Source organism: Mycobacterium sp. TKK-01-0059 (genome assembly GCF_000709305.1).
Classification (GTDB): domain Bacteria; phylum Actinomycetota; class Actinomycetes; order Mycobacteriales; family Mycobacteriaceae; genus Mycobacterium; species Mycobacterium intracellulare.
On record NZ_KL446995.1, the window covers coordinates 164,341 to 183,722 of the forward strand.

The 19,382-nt window shown below is 67.3% G+C and carries 14 protein-coding genes; 6 read left to right on the forward strand and 8 right to left on the reverse strand.

The features are described 5' to 3' along the window. Nucleotides 1-43 precede the first annotated feature (43 nt). Nucleotides 44-778, reverse strand: coding sequence for a hypothetical protein (locus tag K883_RS22855; RefSeq protein ID WP_020822787.1), 735 nt, complete (start codon nt 776-778; stop codon nt 44-46). A 337-nt stretch (nt 779-1,115) separates the two neighbouring features. On the opposite strand from K883_RS22855, the gene K883_RS22860 reads away from it, so the two are divergent. Continuing rightward, entirely contained in the window at nt 1,116-1,361 is a 246-nt protein-coding gene (locus K883_RS22860) for a hypothetical protein (RefSeq protein ID WP_020822788.1), read from the forward strand. Between the two features lie 82 nt (nt 1,362-1,443). Here K883_RS22860 and uvrA read toward each other — a convergent pair whose 3' ends face one another. Next, the gene (gene uvrA / locus K883_RS22865) at nt 1,444-4,362 is read right to left on the reverse strand and encodes an excinuclease ABC subunit UvrA (protein WP_020822789.1); all 2,919 of its coding nucleotides are present in this window, start codon (nt 4,360-4,362) and stop codon (nt 1,444-1,446) included. 133 nt (nt 4,363-4,495) lie between these two features. Between uvrA and K883_RS22870 the strand changes: the two genes are divergently transcribed. Next, nucleotides 4,496-5,194: an MBL fold metallo-hydrolase gene (locus K883_RS22870; RefSeq protein WP_008257650.1), complete on the forward strand. Its 699-nt coding sequence runs from the start codon at nt 4,496-4,498 to the stop codon at nt 5,192-5,194. Between the two features lie 22 nt (nt 5,195-5,216). On the opposite strand, the gene K883_RS22875 is transcribed toward K883_RS22870, so the two are convergent. After that, a complete protein-coding gene (locus K883_RS22875) occupies nt 5,217-5,660 on the reverse strand; it encodes a universal stress protein (RefSeq protein WP_008257654.1) in 444 nt (147 codons plus the stop codon). A 297-nt stretch (nt 5,661-5,957) separates the two neighbouring features. On the opposite strand from K883_RS22875, the gene K883_RS22880 reads away from it, so the two are divergent. Next, a complete protein-coding gene (locus K883_RS22880; protein ID WP_008257656.1) occupies nt 5,958-7,541 on the forward strand; it encodes a mannosyltransferase in 1,584 nt (527 codons plus the stop codon). A gap of 11 nt (nt 7,542-7,552) precedes the next feature. Here the strand turns inward: K883_RS22880 and K883_RS22885 are convergent, their stop codons facing one another. The 4 genes from K883_RS22885 to K883_RS22900 form a co-directional block, all read right to left on the reverse strand. After that, nucleotides 7,553-8,971: an MFS transporter gene (locus K883_RS22885; protein WP_008257658.1), complete on the reverse strand. Its 1,419-nt coding sequence runs from the start codon at nt 8,969-8,971 to the stop codon at nt 7,553-7,555. A 57-nt stretch (nt 8,972-9,028) separates the two neighbouring features. Beyond that, nucleotides 9,029-11,200, reverse strand: coding sequence for an excinuclease ABC subunit UvrB (uvrB, locus tag K883_RS22890; protein WP_008257660.1), 2,172 nt, complete (start codon nt 11,198-11,200; stop codon nt 9,029-9,031). A gap of 557 nt (nt 11,201-11,757) precedes the next feature. After that, nucleotides 11,758-12,558, reverse strand: coding sequence for a hypothetical protein (locus K883_RS27260; RefSeq protein ID WP_369798928.1), 801 nt, complete (start codon nt 12,556-12,558; stop codon nt 11,758-11,760). A gap of 20 nt (nt 12,559-12,578) precedes the next feature. After that, nucleotides 12,579-14,618: a serine/threonine-protein kinase gene (locus K883_RS22900; RefSeq protein ID WP_008257662.1), complete on the reverse strand. Its 2,040-nt coding sequence runs from the start codon at nt 14,616-14,618 to the stop codon at nt 12,579-12,581. Nucleotides 14,619-14,775: 157 nt separating this feature from the next. On the opposite strand from K883_RS22900, the gene K883_RS22905 reads away from it, so the two are divergent. Next, on the forward strand, nt 14,776-17,370 hold the full coding sequence (locus K883_RS22905; RefSeq protein ID WP_231504782.1) for an FHA domain-containing protein: 2,595 nt from the start codon (nt 14,776-14,778) through the stop codon (nt 17,368-17,370). A 94-nt stretch (nt 17,371-17,464) separates the two neighbouring features. Further along, the gene (locus K883_RS22910) at nt 17,465-17,905 is read left to right on the forward strand and encodes a ribonuclease FAU-1 family protein (RefSeq protein ID WP_008257664.1); all 441 of its coding nucleotides are present in this window, start codon (nt 17,465-17,467) and stop codon (nt 17,903-17,905) included. Between the two features lie 11 nt (nt 17,906-17,916). On the opposite strand, the gene K883_RS22915 is transcribed toward K883_RS22910, so the two are convergent. Further along, a complete protein-coding gene (locus K883_RS22915; protein WP_020822794.1) occupies nt 17,917-18,630 on the reverse strand; it encodes a Crp/Fnr family transcriptional regulator in 714 nt (237 codons plus the stop codon). A 106-nt stretch (nt 18,631-18,736) separates the two neighbouring features. Between K883_RS22915 and K883_RS22920 the strand changes: the two genes are divergently transcribed. Then, complete coding sequence (locus K883_RS22920; protein WP_020822795.1) at nt 18,737-19,378, forward strand: chemotaxis protein CheB; 642 nt, start codon at nt 18,737-18,739, stop codon at nt 19,376-19,378. Nucleotides 19,379-19,382 lie beyond the last annotated feature (4 nt).

Here is a 19,382-nt window from a genome sequence, read left to right on the forward strand (position 1 = left end):
CTTCCCGGTTTTACCGCTTTGGCGGCCAACCAGGACCGTGCCATCAACACGTGATTTCTTCCAATGCCGAAAAGCGGCTGAGGATTTCGGCGTTCTCGGCGCACATCAGCTTGAATTGCGCCGGCTCGGCATGAGCGGAAAGGGTGCGACGGTCCCACCACATCACTTTGGTTCGATAGTTTTCATTCGGATAGGCGGCCGCCGGAACGCGTGCGGCCACGACGCCCCCGGAGGATTGCCACTGCTCCAGCACATGGGCCGCCGCGGTAGCCATCACAAATTGAGCACCCAGCAACGTCATCGTCGGCAGGGCCGTGCGGGCCAATACTCGGGAAAGCGACTGATTGCCATATTCGCGGGAATTGGCCCAGGCGCTTTTCACCTCCACGACGCCGAACGGAAGCCGGTTGGCGATCATATGACGCAGCAGGGAAAGGCCGGGATTGCCTTTCCACTCCACCAGCGCGTGGGAGTCCTCGGGCGAGCGCAACGGCCCCACGACGCGCGTGCCCCCGACCACGCGCCCCTCCGGGTCAAGGGCCGCGAAGAACAGCGCCGTGTCCGCGCCGTCCGAAATCGCGTCCACGTCGAGCACCCAATCCAACCCGTGCCTGCGATAGCTGTGCGCTGCGCCTTCCAGGTATTGATTCCACAGATCGGGCTCCGCCCTCGGCGTGGACGCGACGACCCAACATCCCGTCGCGTGATCGCGCCAGCCGGACCGAACGTCCGACCGCGGGGCATCAAACACTCTTGCTTCGAGCTGAGCCGCTTCCATGGGTTTGCCTCCACCTATTAACCGTGCGAACCGAACTATTTCGTGAACGCGTCTTGAATCGTTTCTCAATTCGACTCGCGACAAATAACCAAGGAGATTGTGACATAACAAGCTAATGGCGGCTGTGCAGCGCGGGCGGAAAATATCAACGCGGGCTTGTTAGGCGCCGCACGGGATTTGGCGAAAACGTCAGCTACTGTTCAGTAACACGCGACCGCGGCCGAATTATGGTTAACGCCGGTCGGGGCTAGAGCACGGGAAATGCGAACCGCAGCGACTCCAAGAACTGACAACGGATGTTGCCGATTTCGACCGCGGCGCGCAGTACCGTGGCGGCATGCCCGACGAATCCAGCACTGAAGGTGCCGCCGACGCCGGATACGACGACGCCGGTACGCCGACGTTCGAGTCCGTGCGCGACAAGATCGAGGCCCGGTACGCGACGGCACAGGGCTCGGCCGAACTCGACGCGGAGTCACCCGAGGGACGATCGGTCGAGGCCGAGTACGACGAGCGCCGTCGCGCGGCGGCCGAGCGACTGGCCCAGATCCGCGAGTCGATGCGGCGCGGCGATCAGCCGTGAGCGACGCGGGGCGTGTGTCCCCTCAGTGCTCGCCAGATGCCTTGCCCGACAATGTCATTCGGGCCTTGTCGCGAAGGCGGGCTCAGGCGGTGGCTTTACGGCGGCGGGCCGGCCGGCGCGTCGGAGCGCTGGCCGGCGGCGCGTTGCGCCCGATGACCTCGGCAAGGAACTTCCCGGTGTAACTCTCCGGCACCGCCGCGACGTCCTCCGGAGTGCCTTCCGCGACAACGGTTCCGCCCTCGGCGCCGCCTTCCGGGCCCATGTCGACGATCCAGTCCGAGGTCTTGATGACGTCCAGGTTGTGTTCGATGACGATGACCGTATTGCCTTTGTCGACAAGGCCATTGATGACCTTGAGCAACTTGCGGATGTCGTCGAAATGCAGACCCGTGGTCGGCTCGTCGAGGATGTACACGGTGCGCCCGGTGGACCGCTTTTGCAGTTCGGCGGCCAGTTTCACGCGCTGCGCCTCGCCGCCGGACAGCGTCGGCGCCGGCTGGCCGAGCCGCACATAACCGAGACCGACGTCGACCAGGGTGCGCAGATAGCGGTGGATGCCGGTGATCGGCTCGAAGAACTCCGCCGCCTCCTCGATGGACATGTCCAGCACCTCGGAGATGGTCTTGCCCTTGTAGTGCACCTCGAGGGTTTCCCGGTTGTAGCGGGCCCCCTGACACACCTCGCACGGCACATACACGTCGGGCAGGAAGTTCATCTCGATCTTGATGGTGCCGTCACCGGTGCACGCTTCGCAGCGGCCGCCCTTCACGTTGAACGAGAACCGGCCCGGTTGGTAGCCACGGACTTTGGCCTCGGTGGTGGCCGCGAACAGGGTGCGGATCTTGTCGAACACGCCGGTGTAGGTGGCCGGGTTCGACCGCGGCGTGCGGCCGATCGGCGACTGATCCACCCGCACCAGCTTGTCCAGGTGGTCCAGCCCGGTGACCCGGGTGTGGCGGCCGGGGACCAGCCTTGCGCCGTTGAGCCGGTTGGCCAGCACCGCCGCGAGGATGTCGTTGACCAGAGTCGACTTGCCGGAACCGGACACGCCGGTCACCGACGTGAGCACGCCGAGCGGGAACGAGACGTCGATGCCGCGCAGGTTGTGCTCGCGCGCGCCGACGACGGTGAGCTGACGGCGCCGGTCGACGGGACGCCGGATCGCCGGCATCTCGATGCTTTCCTTGCCCGACAGGTAGGCGCCCGTGATCGACTCCTTGTTGGCCAGCAGCTCGCTGTAGGTGCCGCTGTGCACGATCTGACCGCCGTGCTCACCGGCCCGCGGGCCGATGTCGACGATCCAGTCGGCGTGTGCGATGGTGTCCTCGTCATGCTCGACGACGATCAGCGTGTTGCCCAAACCCCTTAGCCGAGTGAGGGTTTCGATGAGGCGACGGTTGTCGCGCTGATGCAGCCCGATGGACGGCTCGTCGAGCACGTACAGCACGCCCACCAGCCCGGACCCGATCTGGGTGGCCAGCCGAATGCGTTGCGCCTCACCACCGGACAGCGTGGCGGCCGCGCGGGACAACGACAGGTATTCGAGACCGACGTCGAGCAAAAATCCCAGCCGCGACTGAATTTCCTTGAGCACCTGCCCGGCGATCGCCTGCTCGCGCGGCCCCAGGGTGAGGGTGTTGAGGAAGTCGGCGCAATCGGAGATCGACAGCTCACAGACCTCGGCGATGGACTTCTTGCCGCGATTGCCCGCGCTCAACGACACCGCCAGGATCTCCGGCTTGAGCCGGGTCCCCTCGCAGACCGGGCAGGGCACGTCACGCATGAAGCCCTCGTAGCGCTCCTTCATCTGCTCGGATTCGGTCTGCGCCATCTTGCGCTGCAAAAACGCCAGCACGCCCTCGAAATCGGCGTAGTACGAGCGGGTCCGGCCATACCGGTTGCGGTACCGCACGTGCACCTGGTGGTCGGATCCCTCGAGGATCGCCTTGCGGGCCTTGGCGGGCAGTTTGCGCCACGGGGTGTCGACGTCGAAGCCCAGCTCGTCCCCCAGCCCGGCCATCATCCGGGTGAAGTACTCCGCGGTGTGGCCCGTCGACCACGGCGCCACCGCACCCTCGGCCAGGGTGCGCTCGGGGTCGGGCACCACCAGGTCCGGGTCGACCTCCTTGCGGATGCCCAGGCCGCTGCATTCGGGGCAGGCGCCGTACGGCGAGTTGAAGGAGAAGGACCGCGGCTCCAGGTCGTCGACGGCCAGCGCGTGCCCGTTCGGGCAGGCCAGCTTCTCGGAGAACCGCTGCTCGCGGTTGTGGGCGTCGTGCTCGTGATCGACGAACTCCAGCACCACGATGCCGTCGGCCAGGCTCAGCGCGGTTTCCACCGAGTCGGTGAGCCGCTGCTTGGCGCTGGCTTTCACGGTGAGGCGGTCCACCACGACCTCGATGTCGTGCTTCTCCTGCTTCTTCAGCTTCGGCGGATCGGTCAGCGGATGCACGACGCCGTCGACCCGGACCCGGCTGTAGCCCTGGGCGTTGAGCTTTTCGAAGAGGTCGGCGAACTCGCCCTTGCGGGTGCGCACCACCGGCGCCAGCACCTGAAAGCGGGTGCCCTCCGGCATCGCCAGCACCTGATCGACGATTTGCTGTGGCGTCTGGCGGGCGATGCGCTCGCCACACACCGGGCAGTGCGGGGTGCCGGCGCGGGCGTACAGCAGCCGCAGGTAGTCGTACACCTCGGTGATGGTGCCGACCGTCGATCGCGGGTTGCGGTTGGTGGACTTCTGGTCGATCGACACCGCCGGGGACAGGCCCTCGATGAAGTCGACGTCCGGCTTGTCCATCTGCCCGAGGAACTGGCGGGCGTAGGCCGACAGCGACTCCACGTAACGCCGCTGCCCCTCGGCGAAGATCGTGTCGAAGGCCAGCGACGATTTGCCCGAACCCGACAGCCCGGTGAAGACGATCAGCGCGTCGCGGGGCAGGTCGAGGTCGACGCCGCGCAGGTTGTGCTCGCGGGCGCCCTTGATGATCAGACGGTCAGCCAACGCCGCCCCTCTCAGGAACTATCTGCTACTTTTCCGCAGCCACAATGCCGATCCCGGATCGGAGTTGCGCACGGCGCATTCCATGCTATGTGCCCATACCGACAAGCAGTCTGTGACCAGTAACGTGGCCGCTATGACTGCCCAGGACGGCCCCACTGACAAGCTTGTCGACACCTACACGGGACACGTCGACCCTGGTACCGCGGCCCGCCGGACCCTACCCGGCGCCACGATCATAAAGGCGTCGGTGGGCCCCATGGACAACAACGCGTATCTGGTGACGTGTTCCGCCACGGGCGAAACCCTGCTCATCGACGCCGCCAACGACGCCGACGACCTGATCGGCCTGATCCGGCAGCACGCACCAAAGGTGTCGCTGATCGTGACCAGCCATCAGCACTTCGATCACTGGCAGGCGCTCGACGCCGTGGCGAAGGCGACCGGCGCGCCGACCGCCGCCAACGAAATCGACGCCGAGGCGCTGCCGGTCAAACCGGACCGTTTGCTGGCGGGCGGCGACACCGTGCAGATCGGCGAGCTGAACTTCGACGTCATCCACCTGCGGGGGCACACCCCCGGATCGATCGCGCTGGCCCTGGACGGACCCGCGACCGGCGGGGTCACGCAGCTGTTCACCGGCGACTGCCTTTTCCCCGGCGGCGTCGGCAAGACCTGGCAGCCCGGCGATTTCGACCAGCTGCTCGACGACGTCACCACCCGGGTGTTCGACGTGTATGACGACGCGACGGTCATCTACCCCGGCCACGGCGACGACACGGTGTTGGGCGCCGAACGACCCCATCTGATCGAATGGCGCGCGCGGGGCTGGTAGCGCCGGGCCCGGCGGCAGGCGGTTACGTCGTGGTGTGCACGATCAGGACGTCGGTCTTGGCCCGCCGCGAGACGTTGGCCGGCACCGATCCCAGCAGCCGGCCGGCGATGGTGCTCAGACCGACGTTGCCGACCACGAGCAGGTCCGCCTGCTCTTCCTCGGCGAGGTGCACCAGCGCATCGACCGGCGCCCCCACGATCGGGCGCTCGTCGATGTTCTGCGCGCCCGCCGCGTGCGCGCGGTCCTTGGCGTCGCGCAGAATCGCGTAAATCGGCGCGGTGCCCGAAACCTTGTAGCTTTCGTCCCGGAGGGCGTCGGCGGCCCGGGCGTCCTCATGTTGGGGCAAGTACGCCGAGGCGACGATCAGCTTGGCGTCCGGCCCGGCGATCTGCGCCGCCTTCTCCACCGCACGCATCGACGAGTCCGAGCCATCGGTTCCTACCACCACAGTCCGATAGGCGCCCATTTACCCTCCCAGTTTCGGTTGGTCAGCCAACCCAAGACAGTATCGCGTTTGCTCGATGCAGAGGAGATAGATGAACGACACAGTGTGGCGAGGCGCACCCGCAATTTGCGGCGCCTGGCTGGGCCAACGGACAATATCGATAATGACAAAACAATCGAATGCGCGATTCGGCGACGGAAAGCATTGCATGACGCCGCTTTTCGTGAATACGGGAGCGAACTGCAAATGCGGGGGGGCGCTGTTGGTGACCGGTTCGACCGGCCGCGCCCTACAGTAACAAGCATCATGTCTGGTCCCATGCTCGAGCCCACCCTCGAGCCGATTTTCGAGCCGCGCGCCGGGGATGCCGTCGATAAACCCGTCGCAGCGCGCCCCCGCGGCAGGTTGCTCGACCCGTGGGCGATCGCCCTGTTCGCCACCGCCGTCAGCGCCGCCTGGGCCTGCCGGCCTTCGCTGTGGTTCGACGAGGGGGCCACGATTTCGGCCGCGGCGAGCCGGACCCTGCCCGAGCTGTGGCGGCTGCTGGGCCACATCGACGCCGTCCACGGTGCGTACTACCTGGTGATGCACGGTTGGTTCGCCGTGTTTCCGCCCACCGAGTTCTTCTCGCGCCTGCCCAGCGCCCTTGCCGTGGGCGCCGCGGCCGCCGGGGTCACGGTGTTCACCAAGAAGTTCGCGACGCGCCCGACGGCGGTGTGCGCGGGCGTCGTCTTCGCCATCCTGCCCCGCACGACGTGGGCCGGCATGGAGGCGCGTTCCTATGGCTTCGTCGCGGCCGCGTCCGTATGGCTGACCGTGTTGTTCGTGGCCGCCGTCCGGCGCAATCGGCCCCGCTGGTGGATTTGCTACGCGCTGGCATTGGCGCTGTCGATCCTGCTCAACGTCAACCTGGTGCTGCTGGTGCCGGTGTACGGCGCGATCCTGCCGCTGTTGCTTCCTGCGGGGTCCCGCAGATCCCCGGCCGTGTGGTGGGCCGCCAGCTCCGCCGTCGCGGTCGGGGCGATGATCCCGTTCGCGCTGTTCGCCCATGGCCAGGTGTGGCAGGTCGGCTGGATCTACCCGGTGAGCTGGCATTACGCGTTCGACATCATCCTGCGGCAGTATTTCGACCACAGCGTCGCCTTCGCGGTGCTGAGCGCGGTCGTGATCGTCGCGGCGGCGCTGGCCCGGTTGGCCGGCGCGCCGGCCCCGGCCGGCGACCTGCGCCGGTTGTTGACCTTCTGTGTGGTGTGGATGGTCATTCCGACCGCGCTGGTCGTCATCTATTCGGCCGTCAGCGAGCCGATCTACTACCCGCGCTACCTGATCTTCACCGCGCCCGCGATGGCCATCGTCCTGGCCGTCTGCATCGTCACGCTGGCCCGCCGGCCCTGGCCGATGGTTGGCGCGGTGCTGCTGTTCGTCATCGCCGCGGTGCCCAATTACCTGTTCGTCCAGCGTTGGCCGTACGCCAAGGAAGGCTGGGACTACAGCCAGGTCGCCGACCTGATCGCCGCACACGCCGCCCCCGGCGACTGCCTGATGGTGGACAACACCGTGCCGTGGCGGCCCGGCCCGATCCGGGCGCTGCTGGCCACCCGGCCGGCGGCCTTCCGGTCGCTGATCGACGTCGAGCGCGGCGTGTACGGCCCGAAGGTCGGCTCGCTGTGGGACGGCCATGTGGCCGTCTGGCTGACCACGGCCAAAATCAACAAATGCCCCACCATCTGGACCATTACCAATAAAGACGCCTCGCTGCCGGACCACCAAGCGGGACAAGCGCTCCCGCCCGGAAGCGCATTCGGGCGCGCCCCGGCATACCGATTCCCGGGCTACCTCGGTTTCCACATCGTCGAGCGTTGGCAATTCCATTACTCGCAGGTGGTCAAGTCCACCCGGTGATCGGCGACGGGTCAGCCCACGTTGGCGACCGGCCGCGCCTGGCGCGTGGCCCGGGTCGCGGCGTACGACACCGCCACACCGGCGGCGCTCACCGCGGTGAAGACCGTGAACAACAAATGGGCCGCGACCGCCTCGCCACCGGTGGCGGTGTTGACGACGACCCCGGCCAGTCCGGCGCCGATCGCCGCGGAGGTCAGCTGGACGGTGTTGATCGCCGCGGAGGCGGCGCCGCCCTCGGCCGGATCGTTGACGCAGGCCATCGCGCGGGCCGAGAGGTGCGGCCAGGCCATCCCGATGCCGATGCCGGCGACCAGCAGGGCCACCGCCCACAGGGCGGCGGTCCAGTTGGACCCGTCGCCGTGCCGGGCGACCGCGCCCAGCGCCAGGCCGGACGCGGCAACCAGCGGCGCCACCATGACCACCCGCCCGATCGTGCGCGGGTTTTCCAGCGAGGCGCTGACGATTTCGCTGACGGTCCAGCCGAGGGCGAGAGCCGCGCCCAGGAAGCCGGCCGCGATCGGCGTGAGGTGGGCCAACCGCTGCCCGAACAGCGGCACATAGGTGTTCACCATCGCCGCGCCCATCAGGACACCCATGGTGAGGTAAATCCACTTCAACGGCCCGGGAGAGAACACGCTGGGCGGCAGGATGGCCGCGTGCATGCGCCAGTCGACGATCACGAACAGGCCGACCAGCAGGATGCCGGCCGCGAGCAGCCCGTACGTCGCGGCGGTGTTGCGGGGAATCTGCGCGACGCTCACGGCCAGCGCGGCCACACCGATGATCAGCAGCGACCACACCGGCACCTTCATCCGCGGGATGCCGTTGGTCGGGTCGACGCGGGCCAGCGCGACCGGCACCAGCAGGGCCATCAAAACGGTGAGGACGGCCATCGTGACGAACGCCCACCGCCAGATCCCGAGCTGCGCGAACAACCCGCCCGTCGTGGGCCCGACCACCGTCGCGACACCCCACATCGCCGACACCAGCGCCGACCCCCGCGTCCACAGCCAGCGGGGCAGCGCGGAGTTGATCACCGCGTAGCCCAGGCCGGCCAGCAAGCCCCCGGCCACCCCCTGCATCGCCCGGCCAGCAATCAAAACATGCATGGTGGGGGCGGCCGCGCAAACCATGCTGGCGATGCCGAATACGGCGAGTCCGAACAGATACGACGACCGCGCCCCGACGCGCAGCAGCATCGGATTGACCATCGTCGCCGCGACCACCGACCCGACCAGGTACAGCGTCGTCACCCACGCGTAGAGCCGGCTTCCGCCGATCTCGGCGATGGTGTTGGGCAACAAGCTGGTGGTCAGGAACTCGTTGGTGGCGTAAAGCGCTACCCCACCGGCTAGCAGGATTGACGTCCTCAGATACCGGGCGCCCAGCAGCTCTCGCCAGCCGCCGGTGATAGTCGCCGCGTCGGTCACCCCTCTACCGTATGGGGTGCCGCGGGGTTACCCGGCGCAGATCGGTTGCCAGCAAACTCATTTCAGGCCGGCGGCGTCCATCCCGCGCAGTTCCTTCTTCAGGTCGGCGATCTCGTCCCGGAACCGGGCGGCCAGCTCGAACTGCAAGTCCCGGGCGGCGGCCATCATCTGCGCGGTGAGGTCCTTGATCAGGTCGGCCAGTTCGGCGCGGGGCATGCTGGTCGTGTCGCGGCCCTCGAACACCCCGGCGCTGACGGCGCGGCCCGGCTCGCCCTGCGCGCGCCGACCGCGGGACGCATTCCGCCCTGACCCGCCGATCTCCACCGTTTCGGTGTCGTCCGCCTCGCGATAGACCTGGTCGAGGATGTCGGCGATCTTTTTGCGCAGCGGTTGCGGGTCGATCCCGTGGGCCTCGTTGTAGGCGATCTGCTTCGCCCGGCGCCGTTCGGTCTCGTCGATGGCTTCCTTCATCGAGTCGGTGATCGTGTCGGCGTACATGTGCACTTCGCCGGAGACGTTGCGGGCGGCGCGGCCGATGGTTTGGATCAGGCTGCGCGAGGAGCGCAGGAAGCCCTCTTTGTCGGCATCCAGGATGGCGACGAGCGACACCTCCGGCAGGTCCAGGCCCTCGCGCAGCAGGTTGATGCCGACCAGCACGTCGTACTCGCCGAGCCGCAGCTGGCGCAGCAATTCCACCCGGCGCAGCGTGTCGACCTCCGAGTGCAGATAGCGCACCCGGATGCCCATCTCGAGCAGGTAGTCGGTGAGGTCCTCGGCCATCTTCTTGGTGAGCGTGGTGACCAGCACCCGCTGGTCGGCGTCGGTGCGCTTGCGGATCTCGCCGATCAGGTCGTCGATCTGCCCCTTGGTCGGTTTGACCACCACCTTCGGGTCCACCAGGCCGGTGGGCCGGATGACCTGCTCGACGAACTCGCCGCCGGACTGACTGAGCTCGTAGGGGCCCGGGGTGGCCGACAGATACACCGTCTGCCCGACCCGGTCGGCGAACTCCTCCCACGTCAGCGGGCGGTTATCGCACGCCGACGGCAACCGGAACCCGTATTCGACCAGGTTGCGCTTGCGCGACATGTCGCCCTCGTACATGCCGCCGATCTGCGGCACGGTGACGTGCGACTCGTCGATGACCATCAAGAAGTCTTCCGGGAAGTAGTCAAGCAGGGTCGCCGGCGGCGAGCCCGGCCCCCGGGCGTCGATGTGGCGGGAGTAGTTCTCGATGCCCGAACAGAATCCGACCTGCCGCATCATCTCGATGTCGTAGTTCGTGCGCATCCTCAGGCGCTGCGCCTCGAGCAGCTTGCCCTGGCCCTCGAGTTCGGCCAGCCGGGCGGCCAGTTCCTCTTCGATCGTCGAGATGGCGTGGGCCATCCGCTCGGGGCCGGCCACGTAGTGGGTGGCCGGGAAGATGCGCAGCGAGTCGACCTGGCGGATCACGTCGCCCGTCAGCGGGTGCAGGTAGTACAGCGCCTCGATCTCGTCGCCGAAGAACTCGATGCGCACCGCCAGTTCTTCGTAGGACGGGATGATCTCCACCGTGTCGCCGCGCACCCGGAACGAGCCGCGGGTGAAGGACAGGTCGTTGCGGGTGTACTGGACGTCGACCAGTAGCCGCAGCAACCCGTCCCGAGGCACCTCGTTGCCGACCCGCAGTTCCACCGAACGATCCAGGTACGACTGCGGGGTGCCCAGGCCGTAGATGCACGACACCGACGCCACCACGACCACGTCGCGCCGCGACAGCAGCGACGACGTCGCGGAGTGCCGCAAGCGCTCGACGTCGTCGTTGATCGAGCTGTCCTTTTCGATGTAGGTGTCGGTCTGCGCGATGTAGGCCTCGGGCTGGTAGTAGTCGTAGTACGACACGAAGTACTCAACGGCGTTGTGCGGCAACATCTCCCGCAGCTCGTTGGCCAGCTGGGCGGCCAGCGTCTTGTTGGGTGCCATCACCAGGGTGGGCCGCTGCAGGCGCTCGATGAGCCAGGCGGTGGTGGCCGACTTCCCGGTGCCGGTGGCGCCGAGCAGCACCACATCGCGCTCCCCCGCCCTGATCCTGCGTTCCAGCTCGTCGATGGCCGCCGGTTGGTCCCCGGCGGGGTCGTGCGGGCTGACGACCTCGAAGCGGCCGCCGGCGCGTACCAACCCCGCCACGGCCTCTTCGGCCGGGCGATATTCCGAATGGGCGACTACCGGATGTTCCGTGGCGAATGCCATGCCACCAGGGTAGAGGCGATCACCGACAAGTGCGTTGGAGCTGGTCTTTGCAGGTCGTCGTCCTGACGGTTGAGGGATTCGCTCATGGAGGATCTTGGTAAAGACGAGGCTGCGTCTTTGGTCGAGCTTGGTTTTGGCTGGCGCTAGACGGGGGCGCTCCGGTCGACGGCGTATACCGATACGCCTCAGAGATGCTCGACGTCCGGTCAGGGAGGTTCTCGCGCGGATAGCCGAACCACCAAATAGTGTCTGGCTCTCCCGGTTGGCGGGAGGACCAGGACGGCTGGTTTTCCTCGAAGTCGACCAGAAAGTAGTACAGGACGGCCTCATCCAAGTTTGGCCATGGGCCACGGTCGATAATCGACTCCCTGGTGTCGCGGACCAGGCCCCAGGTCCTGTCCGACGGCGGTGCCGTGTATACCAAGAACATCAGTGGGCCGTCGGTCCACGCGTGAGAGACCAGAAATGGATTGTGCCGCTTGACGTTCTCGTCGTCGATGTGGCGCAAGAGGTTCCGCAGCACGTCGGCGGCAAACTTGACATGAGCGTCGTTAAGTTCAGTTGATGGGCACATTTTTGTTCACCCACGGCGGACACAGTGTCCATCCCGGTTCGACTTCTACGACGCCACTACCGCCCGCGAGCGGGTACATAGAGATCACTCCCTTCTGACCTCCGTCAGGGATGCCGGCGCGTCCTTCATTGACGTTCACCACTATTCTCATCGTCAGGCTCTCACCAGTGTCCTCGCAGTCAGCGATTCCAAACGATCCTTGCGTGCAGTGAACACGATTAATCGGCACTTCGTAGACCAGAGTTCCGTCTTTGCTACTGATCGGTCGACTGTGTGAGATCAGATCTTTGAATACGTTGGGGTTTGTTACGTGGTGTCTCCAGAACGCCTTATCCCATCCGAAGCCCCGTTGCGTGCGCTCGTCGTAGTAGCCGCGTCGAAGAACAACATGGTTGCCATCTAGGTCGGTCGCCTCGGCTACTACCTCGTTGGTCGGGTATGACCCTGCGGGCGGAGGCTCCTGCTTGAATGTGTGATTGTCAACGGCTTGGACTGTGGGTTTGGGCCGTGGCTCATCAGGATTCGGTTCCGGCGGGAAGGTATCGCGGATTCCGGCCACGGCCGCAGTGACTTTGCCCGCGACCTGTTGATCAAGAGCGACCACTTGCGCCGCGCGCTGACGAATATCATCGGCATAGGTCTGCGCCTGGGATTGCCGAATGGCGCGCTGCGCGATCGAACCGGCAGTCGAACGATCGGTAACCGACATGTCCTCGCGCACATCGAAACCCGCCCCAAAGGCGTCCTCGACGACATATCGAACTCGCGAGCGTGCCGCGGACAAGTCAGAGGCCCCGTCCTCGGCTAACCCGCGGGACGCGTCCACGTCCGGGTGACCGGGTCGCATTGCAGCAGGTAGCCGTCGCTGGAGGTGCTCATGGCGAACACCGAGGTGCCCGGCCGGTCGCACGAGCTACCGGCCGCGTGCACGCCCATCGTGATCGGGGCCTTGGCCCAGCTGCTGCCCTCGCAGACGATCTGCTCGTTGTTGGTCGGGTCGTAGGCGACCTTGCCGACATCGGCGCACAACCCGCCCAGCACGGGCGGCGGCGGGGCGGACGCGGTGGTCGAGGCGTTGATGACCTGGGTGGGGTCGCCCAACGCCACGCCGGCCGGCGCGGCGCCGGCCCGGGCGGCCACCACGGGCACCCGGACCACCGCCCCCTGAGCGCCGCACTCGTTGCTGAGCACGGTCTCGGTCTGCGTGCCCCGCAGCGTGCCGTCGGCCTGCGGCGCCAGCGACCACGCGACGGTTTCCTGCTGGGTGGCCGGGGCGTGCCCGTTCGGCTGGACGCAGCCCACTCGCAACTGCTCGGGAGCCCCTTGCCAGTAGCCACCCACGTAGCGCAACGTGTCGGCCTGGCCGCCGCCGGTGGTGCTGGCCAGTTGGTGGGTGGCATCGTCCAGCTGGGTCCCGGTGGCCGCGCATCCGTTGGTCGTGCAGGCCGACCGGAACGCCCACCAGTCGGTGGTGGCTCCGCCGTGCCGGATGCCGATGCCGTTGGTGGTCCGCTTGGTCTGGTCATAGTCCAGGCGATACGTCCCGTTCAGCGCCGGTCCCCCCGCGGTGGGTGCGGCGCTGGGAGCGGGCAGGGACGGTTTGGAGGCGAGCGCGGGGCTGGGCGGCGGCGTGGTGGGCTCGAACGAGTACAGGATCGACCAGGTCGCCGCGACGGCGACGAGCACCGCGCACACCAGCGCTGCGGCCCACCGGGTTCTCGACGAGAACCGGTGGTTCAAGGCCGCGAGCCCGCGCCGGCGGTGCGGCGTCAACAGGGCGGTGCGCGGCGCCCGGGGACGGGCTTCGGAAACCCGCTCCCTGACGGCGGTGGCGAACTCCCGGCACCGCGCGAACCTGTCCTCGGGCCGTTTGGCGAGCGCCGTCGAGAACACGTCGTCGAGCTCCGCCAGCTCCGGCCGAAAGTCGCTGAGCCGGGGAGGCGCCTCGTGCAGGTGCTGACTGATCACCGCGATCGGGTTGGAATGCCGAAACGGTGGCGCACCGGTCAGCAGATGGAAAGCCGTTGCGGCCAAAGCGTATTGGTCGGCCCGCCCGTCGATCGGAGCACCGGCGAGCTGCTCGGGCGCGGCGTAGGCCACGGTTCCCACCGCGACATTCGTTTCGGTGATGCCGCTCACGTCGCCCAGGTGGCGCGCGACACCGAAGTCCGCCAACAGGATTCGGCGTTCCCCGTCTTCCGGGTGGGTGAGCAGGATGTTGGCGGGCTTGACGTCGCGGTGCAGCAGGCCACGGTCGTGCGCGTAGTCCAGCGCACCCGCGACCGCTTGCACGATGGCACACACCTCGTGGATCGGCATGCCCTCGGGGTGGCTCTGCTTGACCAACCGCGACGCATCGGTGCCCTCGACATAGTCCATCGAGATCCACAGATGCCCGTTGAAGGCGCCGCGGTCGTGGACGCCGACGATGTGGGGATGCCACAGCGTCGCCGCGAGATCGGCCTCCCGATTGAACCTTTCGCGAAACTCGGGATCGGCCGTCACCGCCTCGGCGAGGACTTTGATCACGTCGCGGCGCGGCAGCCGGGGATGCAATGCCAGGTAGACCTCGGCCATGCCACCGGCGCCCAGTTGCCGCAAGATCGTGTAGCCGGCGAACGACGCACCATTATCCACTGGCACGGAAGCGTTGTGTGGTTGCGGCGCTTGGGGTTCCGCGTTCGGCGCGGAACTCACCGGTGGTATCCGGCGAAACAGCTGCCCGATCGGCATCGCGGGTAACGAGTGAAAACCCGCGCGCAGGGCGTCGCGTGCCTGGCGCGGGTTGGTCAGCAGTCGTCGCCCGGTGCCGATGCGCCGGGTCGTTCGCTTGTGCTCATCCATCAATGCGTTGGTCCCCCTCCGATCGAATAATGCCGCACGGCCGTAGGCGATTCGACTCCGCCGACTATGAAACAGCTATGAATAGCCGTGCCGAAACAAAGGGAAGTCACAGCCGGATCCCATAGAAGCACGGCCGGCGCGACCCGATACTTGAGTGGTGACTCGACCCGCCCCGCCTCTGCTGACCATTCGGCACGACGGGTCCCAACGATCCTTCGCGGCCGGACACGAAGTGGTCGTCGGACGCGACGCGCAGGCCGACGTGCAGATCGCCGATCCGCGCATCTCGCGCGCGCATCTGATCCTGCGTTTCGATCAAGGCCGCTGGCTGGCAATCGATAACGGTTCGCTGAACGGGACCTATCTCAACGGTTACCGGATGCCGGTCATCGATATCCACGACGGCCAGAGCATTCACGTCGGCAACCCGCGCGGCCCGCACCTGACCTTCGCGATCGGGCCCCGGCAGGGCCAGGCGACCCGCCCGGCCCGCACCCGGCCCAGCCACGATTCCGGGCCACCGACCCTGACGTGGTCCGTGGTTGGCGAGCAAACGAATCCGACGCATCATCGGCCCCCGCCGCGCCGCGGCGGTCCCCGAGGTCCGCTGCCTCGCCCCGCGCCCCCGCCGCCGCTCGCGGCGCCGTCGCCAGTGCGCGGCGCACCACCGCAGGAGCTGACCGTCATCGATCCCGGCTCGCCCGCCAGGTTGCGGGCGGCGCCGGCAACGGAATTCACGGTGATCGACGCCAAGACGGCCGACGTGTCGAACCTGGCGACGCGCTTTGTGAGATTGCTCTCGCCGCGCGCGTCGTCCGCCGCGGGCACGACCGGCGCCCTGACCATCGGGCGCGCCCCCGAAAACGACATCGTCGTCCCCGACGTATTGGCGTCGCGACGGCACGCGACCTTGGTGCCCACACCGCTGGGCACCGAGATCCGGGACAACAGCGTCAACGGCACCTTCGTCAACGGCACCCGGGTCGGGTCGGCGATCCTGTCCGAGGACGACGTCGTCACCATCGGCAACGTCGACCTGGTGTTCCGTGACGGCACGCTCACCAAGCGCAGCGAAGCCGCGTCGCGCAGCGGCGGGCTCGAGGTGCGCAACGTCAAGTACGTCGTCGACAACGGCAAACAACTGCTCGACGACATCTCGCTGGTCGCACGTCCCGGAACGCTCACCGCCGTGATCGGCGGGTCGGGCGCCGGAAAGAGCACCCTGGCCAGGCTCATCGCCGGCTACACCACACCCAGCTCGGGCTCAGTTACGTTCGAGGGACACAACATTCACGCCGAGTACGCGTCGCTGCGCAGCAGGATCGGCATGGTCCCCCAAGACGACGTGGTGCATCGCCAGCTGACCGTCAACCAGGCGCTGGGCTACGCCGCCGAGCTGCGGCTGCCGCCCGACACCGGCAAGGCCGACCGTGCCGGGGTCGTCGCCCAGGTGCTCGAGGAGCTCGACCTGACCAAACATGCCGACACCCGCGTCGACAAGCTGTCCGGCGGGCAGCGCAAACGCGCGTCGGTGGCGCTGGAACTGCTGACCGGCCCGTCATTGCTGATCCTCGACGAGCCCACCTCCGGCCTGGACCCCGCGCTCGACCTGCAGGTCATGACCATGCTGCGCCAGTTGGCCGATGCCGGTCGTGTGGTGCTGGTGGTGACGCACTCGCTGTCCTACCTGGACGTCTGCGACCAGGTGTTGCTGATGGCCCCCGGCGGCAAGACGGCCTACCGCGGCTCGCCCGAGCAGATCGGCGACGCGATGGGTACCACCAACTGGGCCAAGATCTTCACCCAGGTGGGCGCAGACCCGGACGAAGCCAATCGCCGCTTCGTGGAACGCAGCGAGGCCCAAAAGCGCATGCCGGACAAGGCCGATGAGCCGAGCGGCCTGGGTGAGCCGGTGCACACCAGCGTGCGACGCCAGATCTCGACCATCGCCCGGCGGCAGTTTCGCCTCGTCGTCGCCGACCGCGCCTACTTCGTCTTCCTGGCGCTACTGCCCTTCATATTGGGTTCGCTGTCCCTGACCGTCCCGGGCAGCAACGGATTTCATGCGCCGGGGCCCAATGCGGGAACGCCCGACGAGGCCGCACAGATACTGGCCCTGCTGATGCCGGCCGCGGCATTCATGGGCACCGCCTTGACAATTCGCGATCTGGTCGGCGAACGGGCCATCTTCCAGCGCGAGCAGGCGGTCGGCCTGTCGACCACCGCCTACCTGCTCGCCAAGAGCGCGGTGTTCTGCGCGTTCGCCATTTTGCAGTCGGCGATCGTCACGGCGATCGTGGTGGCCGGCAAGGGCGCACCGACGCGCGGCGCAAATCTGTTCGGCCACTCCACGATTGGGGCCACGGTCGAGCTGTTCGCGACCGTGGCCGCGACGTGCGTCGCCTCGGCCATCCTGGGCCTGGCCATCTCGTCGCAGGTGCGCTCGAGCGAGCAAATCATGCCGTTGTTCGTGGTGACGGTGATGGCGCAGCTGGTGCTGTGCGGCGGCATGGTGCCCGTGACCGGCCGGCTCGGCCTGAACCAGTTGTCGTGGGCGATGCCGGCGCGCTGGGGCTACGCCGCCGCCTCGTCGACGGTGGACCTGCGGCACCTGGTGCCCGATTCGCTGCTGTCCCAGGACCGGTTCTGGCAGCACGCGCCGAAGACCTGGCTGCTGGACATGGCCATGCTGGCCGCGCTGTCGCTGTTGTACGGCGGGTTTGTGCGGTGGAAGATCCGGTTGCGCCGGTAGGGTGTGATCATTCAGGAGGAACAGCGAGATTCACCCACCGAAACACGAGACGTTCGACCTAGTGGGCCGCACCAACACCGATCCCAAGGGAATCGTGCGGGCCGTGGACGAGTATGCGGTGCACCCGTGGGGTCTCTACGTCGCCCGCCCCACCCCGGGCCGCGCCCAGTTTCATTACCTCGAATCGTGGCTGCTGCCGTCGTTGGGCCTGCGCGCCACGGTCTTTCACTTCAACCCCGGCCACGAACGCGGCCACGACTACTACCTGGATGTGGGCGAATACACGCCTGGCCCCGAAGTCTGGCGCTCCGAGGATCATTACCTCGACATCGAGGTCCGCACCGGCGCCCGCGCGGAACTGACCGACGTCGACGAGTTGCTCGATGCGGTCCGCCACGGCCTGCTGACCCCCGAGGTCGCGGAGCTCGCGGTGCGACGCGCCGTGGCCGCCGTGGATGGGTTGGCCCGCAACGGCTATGACCTGTCGCGGTGGCTGGCCGCCGGCGGCATGGAGCTCACCTGGCGCGGCCGTTGAGCGCGGCCGCACTACCTTGGCCGGTGGTTGGTGATGCTGTCGAACTCGTCTCTGACGATGCGGTAGCAGCCGCAGGCTAGTCGTTCCAGCCCCTGACGGTCGGTGATGGTCACGATGCCGCGGCTGTAGCGGGTCAGGTTCTGGGCCTGGATGCGTTGTGCCGTCTCGGACACGGTGGCCCGGTGCACCCCCAGCATCTGCGCAAGGAACTCCTGGGTCAGCGGGAATTCGTCGCGGCCGACGCGGTCGTGGGTGGTCAAAAGCCAACGCGCCATACGTTGTTCGGTGGGATGCGTTCTGTTGCACACCACGTTTTGGGAGATCTGAACCATAGTGGCTTGGGTGTAGCGGTTCAGCAGCGCACGCAGTTCGCCGGCACGGCTCAGCGCTTGACGAAATTCCGCCACGCCCAGGCAGGCGGCGTCGCCGGGAACCTGGCAAAACGCCGTCTGCGGACTGGACATCGCACCGAGATACACCGGCAGCCCCACAAAGCCTTCGGGCCCAATCGTCGCCACTTCGACGGCGAGCTGCCCGTTGGCGGTTGCCACCAGGGAATACACCGACGACAGGGGAAAGTACACCCGGGTGATGGAAGCTTCCGGCTCGTAGGCCGTTTCCTTCATCTCGGCGTGTTCGAGCCGCAGGTGAGGCCGCAGCTGCGCGTACTCGGCCTCCGGCAGCTGCGCGAGTATCGCGTTGCGCAAAAACGGGTCCTGGTTCATCTCGTCGGCTCCTGCCCGTGCCGTCGCCACTCCGGCACGTTTCGTCGGCTACCCACGTTTCCAGGAATTATGTCGGCGACCCGACACAAGGATTACCCTGGCGCCTATGTCCGCGACCCAACACAAGCCCGTCCAGGCGGCGTTTGGGCGAGTGGTGCTGGTGGCGTCGCTGGGCGGCATGAAAGCCCTGGGCACCGTGCTCGGGGGTCTGCCGGGTGATTTTGCGGTACCCGTCGTCGTCGCCCAGCATCGCCGCCCCACGCTCAGCAGCGACGATCCGCTGGCGCAGATCTTGTCCCGCGCGAGCTCGCTGCCGATTCGAGTCGCCGAGCCCGGGGCGGCGGCGGACAATCCCGGCATCACCATCGTGCCCGCCGGAAAGACCGCAACCATCGATGCGAACGGCGCCTGGATGCTCGCCGAGGAGACGTCCAACGCCGGCGTCGGAGACACGATCCTGGCCAGCTCCGCCGCGCTGGTGCCGACGGTCGCCGTGATCCTGACCGGGCGGCTGGCCGACGGCGCCAACGGATGCCGCGCGGTCAAGCGCAACGGCGGACGCGTGCTCGTCCAAGACCCTTCGACGGCCGAGGCGTCGAGCATGCCGGCGCACGCGATCGCCACTGGCTGCGTGGATTTCGTGCTGCCGCCCGATCGCCTCGCGGCGGCGGTGCTGGCCCTGACCACCGCTCCCGGGGGCGCCGAACTGCTGACGGTTCCCGTGCCGCCGTGGGCATGTCTTAACTAGTCGG